Below are 17,288 nucleotides of genomic sequence, written 5' to 3' on the forward strand. Positions count from 1 at the left end.
GAAAAGCTGTTGTAACAAGTGTGCAACTTGTAATTATTGATGAAGAAGTTTTTGTTGTGTCAGCAGATGTATTAAATGAATTAGTCACGAAAAAGTTATGTGATGGTGCGTTAGGCTTAACGCCGTAACGCACCCTACTTAAGATATTCGGTAAAAGAATCAATTACAGAATCTTCTCAGCCTTGAGCGCCGGGTAAGCTGTTTAGGTACTTGCGAGTGAAATTGTAAATGTCACTGAGTAAAAATTAATGAGTCAGCAAAGGAGACTTTCATTAGTCCTAGTGTACGCAGTTAATGACGGCTAATTATCAATCATCAGTTATCAGTTATCAGTCATCAATGATCGTTTATCGAATCCAAAGTGCTAGCCCTCCCCCACGCCCACGAGCTGCAATAAAATCTTTTGTTACTATAAAGAATGCAAAGAAAGGTAGTTTAGCTATGGGCTGATTATAGAAATCTTCAGACTGAACTTTACCAGAGCGAATGGGCTTGTTATAAACTGCACGACCAAACAAACTAATAAGCATGTGGTTAAAGTCAAACGCTATGAGATTTTTCTTGCCTAAATATTGCGCTGGCCCCGTTAGTTGCAACAACACAGAACCCAATTGAACCTGATTAGCAATTTCACCTTTGCCTGAATTCTCTTCTAAACTCGTATTAAAAGAAATATGAATTGCTGCAAATTTGGGCACATACAAACCCTTACCTAGAACAATTCCCCCTCGTTCCCTAGCTTTTTTTGTACCAGTAGCAAAGCAAAGCCGCCATTTACCCACAAGAGACTCAAAGGTATAAGTTAGCCGTTGCTGCTTGGTAGCTTTTTCTGCTTGTAGTAACGCATTGACTAATACTTCAGGCTTAGGGCGATCGCCTCTCTGTCCTCGGTATGCAATAGCAGCTTGAGATAGCGTACTCACAAAATCAGGTGTAGCTGTAGATGTCAAATCAGCCGTCATGAGGACTTAACTAGGTTTTTTACTTGTCTCAATCGATTGTAACGCTGATTAAACTCACTACTATTATTTTCGGATAATATACTTGTATTTACATTAAGTAAATGTGTCATCAGTAGAAAAATGTAGCACAATAAAACTACGAGTTTCTCTAAAATTCTATTTGTCAGTAACTTAATAAATCGTCTTTTTGTCTGTGGTGTGGTTTGGGAAGTGTGAACTCACGACTAGACTTGCTTACCTTTAAATATTACGAGGTGACGATATGGACGCTAACAAACTCCTGAATTTATATGCATCGGGAGAAAGGGAATTTGATAGAGCAAATCTGCATCAGGTAAATCTTTGTGATGCTGACTTAAGAGGGGCAAATTTTGCTGAAGCAGACTTGAGTGGAGCCAATCTGACACAAGCAAACTTGAGTGGATGTAATCTCAGTCGGGCAAATCTCACTGATGCAGATTTAAGTGGAGCCAACCTCAAGGGTGCAAACTTGAGTGAAGTAAACTTGATTGGTGCAGATTTAATCAGTGTCAACCTAGAGGAAACTAACCTGAGTCGTGCAGATTTGCGGAGTGCTAATTTAGGTTTAGCAAATTTGTTTGGTGCAAACCTCAGCGAAGCAGAAATGAGTGGGGCTAATTTAAAACAAGCCAATCTCAGCAAAGCAAATTTGACAGGCACCAACATTAATGAGGCGGAACTCAACGATGCTGATCTAACAGAAGTAATCATCACTGAACAAGAGATAAATGAAGGAATGTTGCATGTAGGCATATCCCATAAGTGGATCACTTGGGCTGGGAGTTACTGAGAAGCAGGGGAGCAGGGGAGCAGGGGTGCAGGGGTGAGGAGGAGATGGGGAATAAGAACACTAACAACTAACAACTGACCACTGACAACTGACAACTGACTCCTTTCTCCTTTTTTATCAGATTGCGGTAGAATACAGCCCACAGGCTTGTGTTTAGGGTTGGGCAATGACTTCTATAATTAATGTCAATCTACCACAGCAGTCTTATGAGATTGCGATCGCACCCGGAATTTTAGATCAACTGGGTCAATATCTGGCTGATTTAAACTTAGGCAAGAAGGTTTTAGTAGTTTCTAATCCGACGATTTTTAAGCATCATGGAGAAAGAGCGATCGCATCGCTAAAAGCTGCGGGATTTGAAGTGGCTAGCTATTCCCTTCCACCGGGTGAACGCTACAAAAGCCTCAACTCTATCCAAAAACTCTACGATATTGCTTTGGAAAACCGTTTAGAACGTTCTTCTACAATGGTGGCTTTGGGCGGAGGTGTGGTTGGCGATATGACGGGTTTTGCCGCAGCCACTTGGTTGAGGGGTATTAATGTGGTGCAAGTACCTACCACTTTGTTAGCAATGGTTGATTCGTCCATTGGTGGCAAAACTGGTGTGAATCATCCCCAAGGCAAAAACTTGATTGGAGCATTCCATCAACCACGGTTAGTATTAATTGATCCAGAAGTTTTGAAAACTCTTCCGGTACGCGAGTTTCGGGCGGGAATGGCAGAGGTAATTAAGTATGGTGTGATTTGGGATGCTGAGCTATTCTCCCAAATGGAAGCTAGTAAAAATTTAAATCAACTGCGTTACATCAAGCCTGAACTCATCGATTCCATATTGACGCGTTCTTGTCAAGCAAAAGCCGACGTGGTGGGCAAAGATGAGAAAGAAGCAGGGTTGCGAGCGATTCTCAACTATGGCCATACAATCGGTCATGCAGTGGAAAGCTTAACAAATTATCGTTTAATTACTCATGGTGAAGGTGTTGCCATTGGTATGGTTGCAGCAGGACAAATTGCCGCTAATTTGGGACTTTGGCAACAAGAAGACACAGAACGTCAAAATGCTTTAATTCAAAAAGCTGGTTTACCAACTAAATTACCAGATGGTGTAGATATTGAAGCAATTATTGAAGCGTTGCAATTAGATAAAAAAGTCAAAGCTGGGAAAGTGCGGTTTATTTTGCCGACGCAAATAGGTGTGGTGACAATTACTGATGACGTACCATCAGAGACTATCCGCGAGGTACTACGGGCGATGTAAATAATATTAAATATTCTACGTTTGATGTTTTGTGTTGACTGATGACTGATGGCTGATGGCTGATGAGAGTTGTCAGTCAAAACCTACTATTTACTAATTAAAATTCTGCTCCCCTGCTTTTTCACTTATTTGTGCCATGATACTCCAGGCTAACAATCAATTAACTTTGCATGAGTTTCTGAATCTTCCATCAGGCGAGGGAGATATCACCTACGAACTTGTAGATGGTCAAGCAATTCCTAAAATGTCACCAAAGTTTTTTCATGCTAAACTGACTCGTGCCCTTCTTGATTTGATTCAACTGTTGTGTGAAGGACGCGGGGAAGTATTTCCAGAATGGGCTATTACATTAACTCGTCGGGGACAAGATTGGGTACCAACACCCGATATTTTGTATATTTCTTATGAACGTTTACCCGCTGAGTGGAACGAAGACGCAGCTTGTCCAGTTCCTCCCGATTTGGTAATTGAAATTATTTCGCCCGGACAAACCTTTGGACAAATGGCAGCTAAAGCCAAAGACTATTTAGATGCTAAAGTATTGCGAGTTTGGGTAGTAGATAGCAAAGCTAGAAGCATTACTGTTTTTTATTCAGATGCAGCACCACAAACCTATATGGGAGATGATCTACTTACAGATTCGCTGTTTGAGGGACTAGAATTTACTGTTGAGCAGCTGTTTCAAAAGGCGAAAATACCATTAGATAAAAGCTGACATTCATCACACTCACTGCTCATCGTTATTCATCTCGTACCAGCACATATAAATTCTTTTGATTCCCACGCATCAGACGCAAATCTTCATCCACATAGGTAATATCCGACCAACCACTAAATGATAGTGTTGATTCTAAAGCTACCTCATTATCTACACCTAAAGCCTCTCGAAATGTAGATTCACTCAAGTTGTTATTTGCGCTTTTGGTGGAAGCTTCCAAAAAATCAATGTTGAGACGTTTAGTATCCTCTACTGTATACCTAGCTTTAATTAAAGTAATACCTGTTACACCAGAACCTACTGTAAATTCAATTACGTTATTATACTGCTGATCAATCAGATAAATTTCTTGAAAGATACCAGTAACCCTAACAGTTACATTAGGTAGTTTGCCAAAAGAAAGACGTTGTAGAGTTGTGTCTCGTTCTAATCCAAAGGTACTGTATAATAGCCGCCAACGCCCCTGAAGCAATTCTAGATGTTTTGTAGGTTCAGTAGTAGGATTTAGTGCTTCAATTTGTTCTGCTAATCTATCAATTTGTTCCTGAGTTGTTGGAGTGTTGTTAAACCCAATTTCACTGGCTTTGGAAATAGAAATCAGTTCTTGTTTAATATTTAACAATTGGTGAACCATAATTTAATTTTCCCAAAAACATTTTTTATCTGAATAATACTAGCGGGTTGAAGTTTATGGTGATGACCATTAATTTACTGAAAATGTGTCCATATCTGAATGAGGCAAAAACTTCTATTTATTCAAGGTGAAAGGTCTATATAAAGTATAAATAAAATTACCGTAGCCTAACGTACTTTGTAAATAGGGGTGCGTTAGGTTAAAGCCATAACACACCTTACTGTAAGACTCACTTGATAAATGGTCTGTTAGGTAGGAATTTTATTATTTTATAGCAATTTTGTTTACTATAGGACTTACGGTAAAAAGCTCTCAGACCTTGATTACTCCCTGTCTACGTTATTCTGTGACCCGTGCGTCAGTTCTGTACTGTATTAGGCGATCGCTATCAAATTCTACTCTGGAGTTAATCTAAAATACTGCATGGCTATGACTAGCAGACTTCTGCAATAGAACCTACATAATTTATTGCTCAATTAAGGTGCAATTGATTACAGCCAAATAAGTAGTTAGGCTATTTCTATTCCTAATGGATGATAAATTTAATCGTGACCTCTTCTTTAGAAGGAGGGAATTCAGTTGATTAAAAAGATAAGTTTATATCAAGACTAGTCCACTATTAAATGTCTTTGCTCATTGCCTCCGATGGTGTCGTGACATTGGAGGTTATTTTTTTTGAGCGATCGTAGTCATTATTAAGATTATACCAGTTAAAAAAATGCAAGAAATATCTTGTTAAGAACATACAGATGTACTCCCTTATATAGGAATCTGATTTGATTTATGAAAAAATTTAGGTATATGTAAGGGAGCCAGTTGCACAGGAAGGGTTTCCCGACTTGAGCAAACTGGCGTTGTGTTATCGCCAAAAGTACGGCACTAAAACCTTTGGGTGGTGCGTTAGCCAGAGGCATAACGCTACGTGTATTTCAAAAATCAAATACGAGTCCTATAGTCAATCTATGTGTTGCTTGATATTGCAGTGGTCAGATTTTAGTGACAAAAAAAGACCCTCGGTAGCAAGCCGAGGGATTCTGCAAGTCGGTATTGTCGCACAAAGACATTTGCGAATCTCACAATACCAACTCGAAAAGTGAAAAATCTGCCAAAATGCCAAATTGATTAACTGTGATGCAAAAAATAATGCAAGCGTGCGGTCATTGAGTCAGTCAACGACCACCTAAAAAACCTGTGTCAGATAGAACATTCTCGACACAGGAGTGTTTTCAATTTTTTGGTCAATTTAATGGCAGGCTTAATTGCCTACACCTATTTGCCTAAAAAACCCTCGCCTGATATTTATCCCAAAGACTTACCCGCTCTACCTGGCACTGTTTTTTAGTTCGTCGAACTCACGTTTAATTAATTTCAAATGATTTAATCATTTTCTCTGCTGTCTGCAAGAAGCGATCGTAATCATCTATTGCTGCCGTATAAGTAATTATGTAAATTTTATTATCCATTAAAGTCCAAACTTGCAGATTTTTTAAAGTTTTTTCTCCATCTTTACCAGTAAAAATTAACTGATTTGCTCTTTTATTTGCTAGAGTTGTTTCACTTGCATCCAAAATCTTGGATTCTGACACAGTATTTTTAATTTCCTGAATAAATAAATTTTTTGATTCATCCAATGTATTACTAAAATCTTCCACGCTGATAGTTAGCTGTTCTTGAAACTGATCCGTATCACTTTGTTTGGGTGATAAAAAAGTCACTAATTCTTGAGTAATAGGATTTGGTATATCTTGTCTCGCCCAATCTTCAGGATATTTGATTTTGATACCGTAATTAGAATTTTCATAGTTTAAAAAGTTTGGTGTAGAACTTCTCAAGTGAGACAATAAAACAATAGCTGTGAAAGCTACAGCAGTTATTCCTGCTGCTATGAAAATTTTCTTAGTTGATAAGGAAACGGGAGGTTTATTAATTTGATAAATTCTTGTTTTAGGCAGCTTTTCTAAAGCTTGCAAGGCTAACTCTGCTGTTTGGTAACGTTGTCGAAAATCATAGCGCACCATTTTATCTATAATATCTGCTACTTTTGGGCTGATTTTTGTATGGGTACGCCAATCTATTTCTCCTGTATTAGGGTTTTTTGGTAGTCTTAAACCGCTAAAATCAGTAGGGTTTATACCTGTCAATGCTTGGATAGCAATAATTCCTACTGCATAAATATCGCTACTAAATTGTGGTACTTGATTAGCTTGTTCACTGGGCATATAACCAGGAGTACCAATAGCAACAGTAAAACTGGATTGTCCTTGAGAATTAGCGATTTGGGTACTAATTTGTTTGACTGCTCCAAAATCAATCAGTACTATTTTGCCATCTGAATTTCTACGTCGGATATTAGCGGGCTTAATATCTCGGTGAATGACGTTGCGTTGATGGACAAATTTTAAAACTGATAAAATTTCTTTTAAAAGTTTAACTACTTCAGCTTCACTCAATTGGTTAGTTTTGGGAGGTAGTTCTTCACTGAGGTCGTAACCTGGAATAAATTCCTGAACTAAATAAAATTCTTGATTTTCTTCAACATGAGCCAATAGCTGGGGAATTTGCTCATGTTGTCCTAAAATTTCTAGGGTAGCTGCTTCTAGGTCAAACAAACGTTTGGCTTCCCGTAAAGTGTATTCATCATTAGAAAGTGGTTTAAAATGCTTTACAACACACTGAGGATTACCCGGTCTTTGCATGTCTTGAGCTAAGAAAGTCGTCCCAAATCCTCCTTGTCCCAGTTGAGTGAGAATTTGGTAGCGTCCACCCACTGTTTGACCCAGCATGAAATTTACCCTTGTTTCTAGAATTACTCACTCACAGATTTGTTAATCTTGATTTTTACACATAACTTATAGCGGTTTTCCATTGTCTGTAATACACTCTCGCTTGGGAAGTTAGTTGTCAGTGGTTAGTGGTCAGTTGTTAGTGGTCAGTTGTTATTCTCCCCTACTCCTCTGCTCCCCTACTCCCCTGCCCCCCTGCTCCTATGCCCCATTCCCAACACAGTAAATTAAATGACGATTAGCCTATGAGTCTTAGTCTGTGCATGATTGCCAAAAATGAAGAAGCGGCACTGCCGCAATGCTTGAGCAGTGTTAAAAATGTTGTAGATGAAATGATAGTGCTGGATACAGGCTCAAGCGATCGCACTCCTGATATTGCCAAACAATTCGGTGCAAAGGTTCATCATTTTGCATGGTGTAACAATTTCAGTGTTGCTCGTAATGCTGCTCTCAAATATGTTACTGGTGATTGGATTTTGGTACTAGATGCTGATGAAACGCTGACACCCAGTATTGTCCCGCAGGTAAAAGCAGTCATGCAAAGCGAAGAATATCTCCTGATTAACCTGATCCGCCAAGAAGTTGGTGCAGCCCAATCACCCTATTCTCTGGTTTCTAGACTATTTCGCAATCATCCAGATATTCGCTTTGAACGTCCCTATCATGCCTTAGTAGATGACAGTGTGTCTGAGGTTTTAACTAAGGAACCCCATTGGCAAATAGGTTATTTACAAGGCGTGGCAATTTTACATAAAGGATATCAAAAAACCGCGATCGCTCAAAATAACAAGTATGATAAAGCACAAGCAGCGATGGAAGAGTTTCTCACTATCCATCCTCATGATCCCTATGTTTGCAGTAAATTGGGAGCGTTGTATGTGGAAACTGGAAAAATCACCCAAGGTATAGAATTACTCAAACGAGGAGTTGCTGCTAGTGAAGAAAACTATGAAATTTTGTATGAATTGCATTACCATTTAGGCATCGCCCACAGTCATTTGCAAAACTCACAACAAGCAATTTTTCACTACCAATCTGCTATCAAATTGCCAATTTATCCCATGCTGAAACTAGGGGCATACAACAATCTGGGCAATTTACTGAAAGCATCTGGAAATCTCAACGGTGCAAAAACAGCTTATGAAACTGCTTTGAGAATAGACCCAAATTTTGCTGCTGGACATTATAATTTGGGGATGATATTAAAAGCTTTGGGTTTATTTACAGATGCGATCGCCTGTTACCAAAAAGCCATCCGGTTAAATCCCAGCTATGCCGAAGCTTATCAAAATTTAGGAGTAGTATTGTTAAAAGTTGGCAATGTCCAAGCTAGTTTAACAGCTTTTGGCAATGCCATCGTCCTTCATGAACAGCAGAATCCCGAAGAGGCAAAGAGGTTGCGTCAAGGTTTGCGAGAGATGGGCTTAATTAAGTTGTAATACTGAGTTGTATTCAACGGAGGGGATGAGGGAGATGAGGCAATACGGTTCGGTTAAAGGGGAAAGGGAAAAGGGGAAGAAAAACCTTTAACCCAAGCCCAGTAAACTTTTCCCCAAACCCTATTGTGAGTTTAAAATGCTTATCCGAACCGATTGGGGGATGAGGGGGGTGTTACTTTCCGATTTTCTCCATTTCCAAATGTTATTTCTTTTCGCAACTTAGTATGAGTGAGTTCACAATATTGTAATTGCATAATTTGCAGAAAAAAGTTACACACCTAAATTCTATATTCGGTAATTATGCAGCCCAGGTCAGAATCTAGTACAATTGCACCTATGTGGCGATCGCTAATTATTTCATTAGTGGGGCTAATCGCCCTGATCATGGCTCACTGTATGGCGTTGCTCTACCAAATTCAGCCAGGGATATCTTTATGGTATCCGCCATCGGGAGTTGCGATCGCCTTGACATTCTGGTTTGGCCCCTATTGTATTCCCCTGAATGGGGTTGCATCGCTGCTAATGTCATCGTTTTGGGGATTGCATGGTTGGAATCAATTAACTGCTTTAATTGATGTTATTGAACCTTTGATTGCCTGGTTACTTTACCGTCGTTTGTGGCGGGGTTCGCTAACATTTAATAACCTCAGAGATGCTGCTATTTTTACCTTCAGTGCCCCGTTAGTAGCGTCTGGTACTATGGCTATAGCTGGCAATTTGGCTTGGGTAGCGGTAGGCCAAATGTCCCCTGATAAATTAACTCAAAGCATCCCTAATTGGTGGTTGGGTAATGCCATAGGAGTCATGGCAATTACGCCTACCGCCCTTTTAGTACTAACTCCATGCTTGCAATTTTGGAGGTGGTTACCCAATTCAGAATTATTCAACACTTCATCAAATTGGTTCAATTTTCAGTCCTCGCGCCGTTTCTTAATAGAACTATGTGCCATATTACTTTTTTGTATAGGTACAGCAATTATTACTGTTTCAGAAACTCACGAGTCGGGTTTTAAGTTTCAACAGTTATCATTTTTAAGCTTTGTCCCTGTGATGTGGGCTGCTACCCGCTTTGGTGTTACCAGCGGTATGTTAATTTCTAGCTTTTGTGTACTGGTGACATTGTTATGCTATCTCATTGCCTATCCTAATAGTATATCTTTGCCGACTTTTCCAGTACAACCAGAAGTTTTGCACGTCCACAAACTTAGTCTATTGGTACAGTGTACTGTAAGTTTACTAGTGGGAGTTGCCATTACAGAAAGGGCAAGGACTCAAGTAGCCTTGGCTGTAGAAAGGGTACGATTGGGAGAATATCAAGCCCGTGCAGAACTATCAGAAAAATTAATTGAAGTTAATAATTCACTGATAGAAACCAACGCTCGTCTTGAGGAATCTAATCGAGATCAAGATGAATTACTCAAGCGCGAACAAGCTCTTCGCCGTCGGCTTGGTAATATTCTGGAAAGCATGACTGATGCATTTATTGCTGTGAATCGAGACTGGCAAATTACTTATGTAAATCAACAAGCCGCCAGAATTCAAGGAGTAGCACTAGAAAAGCTGATTGGTAAGAATTACTGGGAACATTGGCCTGCGAATAAAGATACAAAAACTGAGCAGGAATATTGGCGATCGCTGAATGAAGAAATACCCGTTCATTTTGAATCATTTTATGAAAAATACAACATGTGGTTTGAAATCCACGCCTACCCTTTTGAAGATGGTTTTGGTATCTTTTTGAGAAATATTACTGAGCGCAAGCAGGCAGAAGTAGAGCGAGAAAATCTTTTAACGCGAGAACAGGCTGCACGTAGCGAAGCCGAAGCAGCCAATAGATATAAGGATCAATTCCTAGCAGTCCTCTCTCATGAATTACGTACTCCGCTCAATCCTATATTAGGTTGGGTAATGTTATTGAGGAGTCGCAAGTTAGAAGGCGAAACGCTACTTCGAGGGTTAGAAACCATTGAACGCAATACTAAATTACAAATTAAATTGATTGAAGATTTATTAGATGTTTCTCGCATTCAGCAAGGAAAATTAGTTTTAAATATTCAGCCTGTTAATTTAGTCAAAGCCATTGAAGAAGCGCTAGAAACTGTCAATCTAGCAGTGGAAGCAAAAAATATTAAAATTAAAACTCTATTTGAACCGAACATAGTAATGATTTCAGGAGATGCAGCGCGTCTACAACAAATATTTTGGAATCTACTTTCCAATGCAGTGAAATTTACTCCATCAGGAGGGCAAATACAAGTGCGACTTGTACAAATTGACAACTTTGTCGAGTTGCAAATTCAAGATACTGGACAGGGTATTAGTGCTGAATTTCTACCCCATATATTTGAATACTTTCGGCAAGCAGATGGAGCAATTACTCGACAATTTGGTGGATTAGGTTTAGGACTAGCTATTACTCGCCATCTGACTGAACTGCATGGTGGAACTGTCAAAGCAGAGAGTCTAGGAGAAGGAATGGGGGCAACATTTACAGTCAGATTACCATTGATGCCGAATATCTCACAACCAGACCTAAATAGCATTAAACAACATAATTTTTTGAATTTAGAAGGGTTATCTATTTTAGTAGTAGATGATGAAATAGATACACGCGATTTTCTTTCGATAATGCTCAAACAATTTGGAGCAATGGTAATTGTGGCAGCATCAGCCGTGGAAGCCTTAGAATTCATTGCTAAATCCAAAATTGATTTACTATTAAGTGATATTGGTATGCCAGGAATAGATGGCTACATGCTCATGAATTTAATTAGAGCAATGCCACCAGAACAAGGAGGACAAATACCCGCGATCGCCTTAACTGCTTTTGCTGGAGAAATGAACCAAAAACAAGCATTAGCAGCAGGATATCAGCTGCATTTGGTTAAGCCTGTAGAACCAGATGTATTGTTAAAGGCGATAACTCAAGTTTTAGCACAAAATTTAAACTGACGATTTATGTACAAAGATAAAGTTAGGAAAGCTGTGATTCCGGCTGCTGGTTTTGGTACTCGTTTGTTTCCAGCGACGAAAGTTGTCAAAAAAGAACTTTTTCCAATTATTGATCGAGATGGCAAAGCAAAACCTGTGATTTTGGCAATTATTGAAGAAGCAATCAGTGCTGGAATTACAGAAATTGGCATTGTGGTGCAGCCAGATGACGTAGCAATTTTCACAGATTTATTTAAAAATCCACTGTCCAAAGAACTTTTCCAAAAACTTTCGCCTCAAAATCAAGAATACAGCCAATATTTACAAGATTTGGGCAGTAAAATCGTCATCTTAACACAAGAAAAGCAAGAAGGTTACGGTCATGCAGTATTTTGTGCTAAAGACTGGGTACAGAATGAGCCATTTCTGTTAATGTTGAGCGATCATGTTTACAGATCTGATACTGAAATATCTTGCTCTCGTCAAATTTTGGATGTTTATGAACAAGTCAATCAAAGTGTTGTTAGCTTAACAATTATGCCAGAAACAATGCTTTATAAAGCTGGCTGCGTTAAAGGAGTATGGCAAGATTTAAACTCAGATTTAAACTCGATTTTGACAGTAACCCAAGTCTACGAAAAACCTAGCATTGAGTATGCACGCCAGCATTTACATGTAGAAGGAATGGCAGAAAATGAGTTTTTATGTGTATTTGGCTTGTATGTACTCACACCAAAGATTTTTGATTGTTTAGCAGAAAACATCAATAAAAACTTACGCTACCGGGGTGAATTTCAGTTAACAACCACTCTTGATAATTTGCGACAAAAAGAGGGAATGACTGGATATTTTGTCAAAGGAAAGTGTTTTGATACAGGAATGCCAGATGCTTATCGACAAACAATAATTGATTTTAGGTAGGGAATTGGGAATTGGGAATGGGGAATTGGGAATTGGTAATTGGGAATTGGTAATTGGGAATTGGATTCTACTATTAGTCATCACATCTGGCCCACTACCCATCACCCATTACCCATTACCCATTACCCATCACCTCATCTCCCTTATTCCCTACTCCCTACTCCCCATATCTTGTGAAACAATTGCGATCGCGCTGAAAAACGCCACCAAATTGCGATGTTAGGTTGGGGATTTATTGTTTGTGAGTTTCCTAATTTACTGATAGGGTAACGAAACCAACATACTTTTAAGTAAGTAGTAGGTTCATAAGCCGACAGCCATGTTTTCTCATAGCGTACCAAATCACTTAGCCAAACTGGCTCGATGCCTTCTGACTGAGAGACTTTCGTGATGAAGTTAGCAAAAGCGATCGCATCTTCTCTGTGTTTTTTAATTCCTTTTGGTAAGTGTTTTTCTGCGTATTGCCAAAACAATGTGGTAAAGTTTTTACCTAAAACCCGTGCAGTACGTGGCAGCAATTCCCGCACTTCTCCCAGCCGCTTCCACTTGAGAGAATTGGCGAAGATACCGACTTCTTTGGCAGAAACTTCTGCTAATTGCTGTGCTTCATCACAACTGAGTCCCAACTCTCCACCAACAGCCTGCGGGTTTGCAAAAAAACGCTCTCTAAACTCAGTATTGGTGTAAAGTTGGGCTAAAACTTGCTGGGTTTGTGCTAACCCCATCTTCCACGACTCCTACCAATTTCTCGTGCTTTTTCTAATTCTTCTGTCAACTCTGCAAAGGGTGGTAAATTTTCATCCCTTTCTAGTACGATTCCTTTTACTGATGCACGCCCAACAACCTCATCCATCAGTTGCCACACTTCCAGAGGCGTTGACTGAGAATGGCTATCAATCAGTATACCGTCATGCCAATGCCCACCAACGAAATGTAATTGTACGATGCGTTCCCAAGGTAATTGTTGCAAAAAGTCATGCACATCATAGGCATAATTCATGGCATTGGTGTGAAGATTCGTGACATCCAACAGCAACCCACAATCAGAACGTTCTACAACTTCGGTTAAAAACTGTGCCTCTGTCATTTGGGCACCTGGAAGCGTCACCATATAAGTAATATTTTCCAAAATTAATGGCACATCAACCCAACGACGGACTTCGGCAATGTTGCGACAAAGTACTTCCACGGCTTCCTTGGTATAAGGTAGCGGTGACAAATGCCCGATATCGACTCCCCCTGCTTTGGTAAAGCAGATATGTTCACTCCACCAAGGTGGGTTAAGTTGTTTAATCAGCGATGCAAGTTTGCGTAAATAATCAGTATCCAAACCTTCAGCACTGCCTAGCGATAAATTGATGGCATGGGGAATTATCGGGAAATGGCTAGCCAGCAGTTCTAACTCCTGCTGTTTTTGCACAGGTGCATCTAGATAATGTTCAGCAACAATTTCTAGGAAATCAACTTGCTGGCGGTTGAGAAACAAGTCACTTTTAAATGGTTCCCGAAAACCCAACCCCACGCCTAAAGTAGGGAGATGAGAAAACATTTTTTTTAGCCTCCACAGCCGCCACAACCACCGCCACAACTGCTACCGCAAGAACTGCCACTACTACAAGAACTGCCGCTACTACAAGAACTGCTGCTAGAAGAACTGCCGCTACTACAAGAACTGCTGCTACTACAAGAACTGCTACTACTACAAGAACTGCTACTACTACAAGAACTGCTACTAGATGAACTCCTAGACGACCTTGTGTATGTGCGAAAGAATGCTTTGTAGTAAGAGTCGTAGGAGGTTCCAGCCAAAGCTTGAACGCCAAAGATTGCCACCACCAAATTGTAGTCATATACAGAAGGGTTGCTAAACCTTACTTTATTCTTCAGTTGGGCGAATGTTTGTTGGAGTTGTTGCAGATATCTTTTCCCCCGATGGCTGAGGTGCGATCGCCTGCTAACTAAGCACAAAAGAAAGATAATGGAGAGGACACCCATTGCAATCAAAAAACCCACGTTATAGCGTCCCTTTCCCAAAGCGATGAGTAGCTTATAACCGCCTAAGCTGAAGATAATCATCGCCCCAATTAAGCCAACTTTAATATTCCATTCATGCCATTTGCTGTCATACAGCAGTTGTTCATTTTGCAACTGTTCTTCATAGACATGGCAGAATGGTTGCACAGTCTGACTTGCCAACTCAACAGCAGCCTTAGCTGTGGAAGCAGCAGAAAACTTATCAAACACCTGCTGTTCTATTGGGTGGAGATCAAATGTCTGGGGAGGATTTGCTGCTTTTATGATCGACTGTTTACTGACTTGCAAATAATCTTCCACAATCAAATCAAATAATGCCACATGGGCAACTCCTGCTTCTTGGGAACGCAAATAAGCGATTTCGTAGGGGTCTGGTTTTTCAGAAATTAATGGTAGAGGCTGATTTTTGGTTGGATCTTGGATTAACTCTCGGCAAATTACTATCGTTACACCAATCACAAAGCTATAAAACAGTAGAAAGTCTGGCCCGTACATATCTGCGATCGGATTATGCAGAAATGCATCCATTGCTTTGACTCCTTGTTAGGAAATTACTGAAAATACGAGAAATTAAATGTCTCAATGTTTGCAGCGTTTTTTTAGAACATTTGGCTTTCTCAAGTTAATTTACTTAACTACAGTATTATAGCACACACTAATTTTTATCCGCCACCGCAGCCGCCACAGCCACCACCACAGCCGCCGCCACCACCGTCACCGCCACCGCAGGAACTACCGCTACCACAGGAACTAACACCACCGCTAAAACTGGTACTAGCGTTTGCTGCTGCCACATGGAACATCTTTTCAAACTCAGCATAGGGGCTACCTACTAGTATCGAAATACCAAATACCGCTAAAGGCAATAATATATTGGAGTCTGTTGCATTTAGTTGAACAGTTGAAACCTGTTTTTTGAGTCCTTCAAATGTGTTTTGTAGTCGCTGTAAATAAGCTTTTCCCCGTTGGCTGAGTCGTGGTGTCTGGCAAACACATAAAAGAATTATTTGTGAGAAGATGCCAATGATTACAAGAAACATCACATTGCTATGTCCAGTCGCTAGGGCTGCTATTAGTTTGTAACCACCCAAGCCCAAAATTATCAATGTCCCTATGAAACAAAGACGTTTCACAAATTGTTTGCTTGTGTTTGGGAATAATAATTGCTCATTTTGGAGTCGTTGTTCATAAACAGTACAATGCTGCTTTACCTTTCCAGGTAAGGATGACTGGAATATTTCACTAGCCTTGCGTGAGTACAAAAACCCATCCAATACCTCGCGTTCTATTGATGTTAAAGTGTTCACATCAGGACGACTAAGTGGTTGTTTAAGGTTCTTTCCATCAATTTCCAAGTAACGACGCTGAATTAAATCAAAAACGGCTAGCCGCGTAACCTCATTTTCTCCGCCGCGTAAATAAGCAATTTCATAAGGATCAGGGTTGGTTGGAACCGATGGTAATGGTAGTTTTGCTGTCGAGTCACCCTGCATACCCCATCCACAAACTATCAAAGTGACAACGATAACAAAGGCATAAAACAGCAAAAACAAAGGCCCATACATGTTAGCAATTGGGTTAGCTGTGGGGTTGCTTATCACCACAACTAGCAACATAGCCAAGATACCAAGCAGTAGCTTATCCATCACTTAATATTCCTTTTTGGCTTTGGATGGGTTTCCCTAGTAGCTTGCTACAATACCAATTTCAGCCTTTTCGGAAAACTATTTTTGAAAAGTACAGGAATTATGCAAGCAATAGCTGAAACCCTTATTGTTATAAACGATGTAATTTTGCATTTTTATGAAAATAGTCAGTTATTTAGTAGGGTGTGTTGTCGCCAAGCGCCGCACCATCACTTTGATGCGTTATAGACGTTAGTCCATAACGCACCCTACTTAAAATTTATTTACAGTAATTACGAATTACGTGAAGCGCTACTAGACAACTTAGTTCCACATCTTTTACAAAACCCTGCATCAGCATCATGAAAAGCTAAACCACAACCAGAACAAACTGTTTCTATCTGATTGGTATTTTTCACCAATCGCTTAATTAAATCACCAACTTGCCAAGGAACTAGTGCCACACCTGTCAAAATCATCAAAACTGTGAGTAGACGACCTAATTCAGAAATTGGTGTAATATCACCAAATCCCACAGTTGTCATTGTCACGACAGAGAAATAAAAAGCATCCAAGAAAGTACTGTAAACTTTAGGATTAACAGGATGCTCAACTTGATAAATTAAGCCAGAAAAAACAAAAATAATTGCAAATAAAGTAAATAATATCCTTGAGAATATGATGGTATCTTCGCTAGTAATTCCGTCTAATAAAAATTTTTTATCTATAAACCTGATTAGGCGTAAAATCCTGAACCAACGCAGGATGCGGATAAAGCTAATATCTACTAATCCTATGAAATAGGGCAACATTGCCATTAAGTCAATAATGGCATAAAAGCTAAAAATATATTTAATTTTATTTTCTGCACTCCACAAGCGAATTACATACTCTACTGCAAAAATGATCAAGATAGTAGTATCAATCAAATCCAACTGAAACCGGACAGTATCAGGAATATTATAAGTTTCAGCCACAAAAATTCCTGATGATAGTAGAACCAGTCCGGCAATAACTAAGTTAATCGCTTTACCCACTGGTGTTTCTAAGTCTGTTAAGTAAAATTCTGTTTGTTGTCTGCTTAATAGCATATGTACCTATTCAGTAATTTTAATCAGCTGCCATAAGTAACATTGCTAATGCGATACTATTAACCATTATCTTTTTCTACT

14 protein-coding genes and 1 pseudogene are annotated in these 17,288 nt (G+C 39.6%); 7 read left to right on the forward strand and 8 right to left on the reverse strand.

Going from position 1 to position 17,288, the window contains the following annotated elements; all coding sequences use genetic code 11:
* Window positions 1-347: 347 nt before the first annotated feature.
* Complete coding sequence (locus I8748_RS09070; RefSeq protein ID WP_198124293.1) at window positions 348-962, reverse strand: hypothetical protein; 615 nt, start codon at window positions 960-962, stop codon at window positions 348-350.
* 262 nt (window positions 963-1,224) lie between these two features.
* On the opposite strand from I8748_RS09070, the gene I8748_RS09075 reads away from it, so the two are divergent.
* The 3 genes from I8748_RS09075 to I8748_RS09085 all read left to right on the forward strand — a co-directional run bounded on the left by I8748_RS09075 (window position 1,225) and on the right by I8748_RS09085 (window position 3,746).
* Window positions 1,225-1,773: a pentapeptide repeat-containing protein gene (locus I8748_RS09075; RefSeq protein WP_198124294.1), complete on the forward strand. Its 549-nt coding sequence runs from the start codon at window positions 1,225-1,227 to the stop codon at window positions 1,771-1,773.
* A gap of 166 nt (window positions 1,774-1,939) precedes the next feature.
* Window positions 1,940-3,031, forward strand: coding sequence for a 3-dehydroquinate synthase (aroB, locus tag I8748_RS09080; protein WP_198124295.1), 1,092 nt, complete (start codon window positions 1,940-1,942; stop codon window positions 3,029-3,031).
* 136 nt (window positions 3,032-3,167) lie between these two features.
* Entirely contained in the window at window positions 3,168-3,746 is a 579-nt protein-coding gene (locus I8748_RS09085) for a Uma2 family endonuclease (protein WP_198124296.1), read from the forward strand.
* 25 nt (window positions 3,747-3,771) lie between these two features.
* Here I8748_RS09085 and I8748_RS09090 read toward each other — a convergent pair whose 3' ends face one another.
* On the reverse strand, window positions 3,772-4,383 hold the full coding sequence (locus I8748_RS09090; protein ID WP_198124297.1) for a PAP/fibrillin family protein: 612 nt from the start codon (window positions 4,381-4,383) through the stop codon (window positions 3,772-3,774).
* Window positions 4,384-5,530: 1,147 nt separating this feature from the next.
* Between I8748_RS09090 and I8748_RS09095 the strand changes: the two are divergent.
* Window positions 5,531-5,725 (forward strand): annotated as a pseudogene (locus I8748_RS09095) (transposase); the annotation flags it as partial.
* Window positions 5,726-5,741: 16 nt separating this feature from the next.
* On the opposite strand, the gene I8748_RS09100 reads toward I8748_RS09095, so the two are convergent.
* Entirely contained in the window at window positions 5,742-7,166 is a 1,425-nt protein-coding gene (locus tag I8748_RS09100; RefSeq protein WP_198124298.1) for a serine/threonine-protein kinase, read from the reverse strand.
* A 245-nt stretch (window positions 7,167-7,411) separates the two neighbouring features.
* Here I8748_RS09100 and I8748_RS09105 point away from each other — a divergent pair, with 245 nt between their 5' ends.
* The 3 genes from I8748_RS09105 to I8748_RS09115 all read left to right on the forward strand — a co-directional run bounded on the left by I8748_RS09105 (window position 7,412) and on the right by I8748_RS09115 (window position 12,457).
* Window positions 7,412-8,605: a tetratricopeptide repeat protein gene (locus tag I8748_RS09105; RefSeq protein WP_225896364.1), complete on the forward strand. Its 1,194-nt coding sequence runs from the start codon at window positions 7,412-7,414 to the stop codon at window positions 8,603-8,605.
* A gap of 300 nt (window positions 8,606-8,905) precedes the next feature.
* A complete protein-coding gene (locus I8748_RS09110; RefSeq protein ID WP_198124299.1) occupies window positions 8,906-11,557 on the forward strand; it encodes an MASE1 domain-containing protein in 2,652 nt (883 codons plus the stop codon).
* A 6-nt stretch (window positions 11,558-11,563) separates the two neighbouring features.
* Window positions 11,564-12,457: a UTP--glucose-1-phosphate uridylyltransferase gene (locus I8748_RS09115; protein WP_198124300.1), complete on the forward strand. Its 894-nt coding sequence runs from the start codon at window positions 11,564-11,566 to the stop codon at window positions 12,455-12,457.
* A gap of 143 nt (window positions 12,458-12,600) precedes the next feature.
* Here I8748_RS09115 and I8748_RS09120 read toward each other — a convergent pair whose 3' ends face one another.
* The 5 genes from I8748_RS09120 to I8748_RS09140 all read right to left on the reverse strand — a co-directional run bounded on the left by I8748_RS09120 (window position 12,601) and on the right by I8748_RS09140 (window position 17,207).
* The gene (locus I8748_RS09120; protein ID WP_198124301.1) at window positions 12,601-13,182 is read right to left on the reverse strand and encodes a hypothetical protein; all 582 of its coding nucleotides are present in this window, start codon (window positions 13,180-13,182) and stop codon (window positions 12,601-12,603) included.
* Window positions 13,173-14,006: a DUF692 domain-containing protein gene (locus I8748_RS09125; RefSeq protein WP_198124302.1), complete on the reverse strand. Its 834-nt coding sequence runs from the start codon at window positions 14,004-14,006 to the stop codon at window positions 13,173-13,175. The genes I8748_RS09120 and I8748_RS09125 overlap by 10 nt, the downstream gene beginning before the upstream one ends.
* A 5-nt stretch (window positions 14,007-14,011) precedes the next feature.
* The gene (locus I8748_RS09130) at window positions 14,012-15,019 is read right to left on the reverse strand and encodes a TIGR04222 domain-containing membrane protein (RefSeq protein WP_198124303.1); all 1,008 of its coding nucleotides are present in this window, start codon (window positions 15,017-15,019) and stop codon (window positions 14,012-14,014) included.
* Between the two features lie 134 nt (window positions 15,020-15,153).
* The gene (locus I8748_RS09135) at window positions 15,154-16,137 is read right to left on the reverse strand and encodes a TIGR04222 domain-containing membrane protein (protein ID WP_198124304.1); all 984 of its coding nucleotides are present in this window, start codon (window positions 16,135-16,137) and stop codon (window positions 15,154-15,156) included.
* A gap of 272 nt (window positions 16,138-16,409) precedes the next feature.
* Window positions 16,410-17,207, reverse strand: coding sequence for an ion transporter (locus I8748_RS09140; RefSeq protein ID WP_198124305.1), 798 nt, complete (start codon window positions 17,205-17,207; stop codon window positions 16,410-16,412).
* Window positions 17,208-17,288 lie beyond the last annotated feature (81 nt).

Source organism: Amazonocrinis nigriterrae CENA67, from assembly GCF_016056305.1.
Lineage (GTDB): Bacteria > Cyanobacteriota > Cyanobacteriia > Cyanobacteriales > Nostocaceae > Amazonocrinis > Amazonocrinis nigriterrae.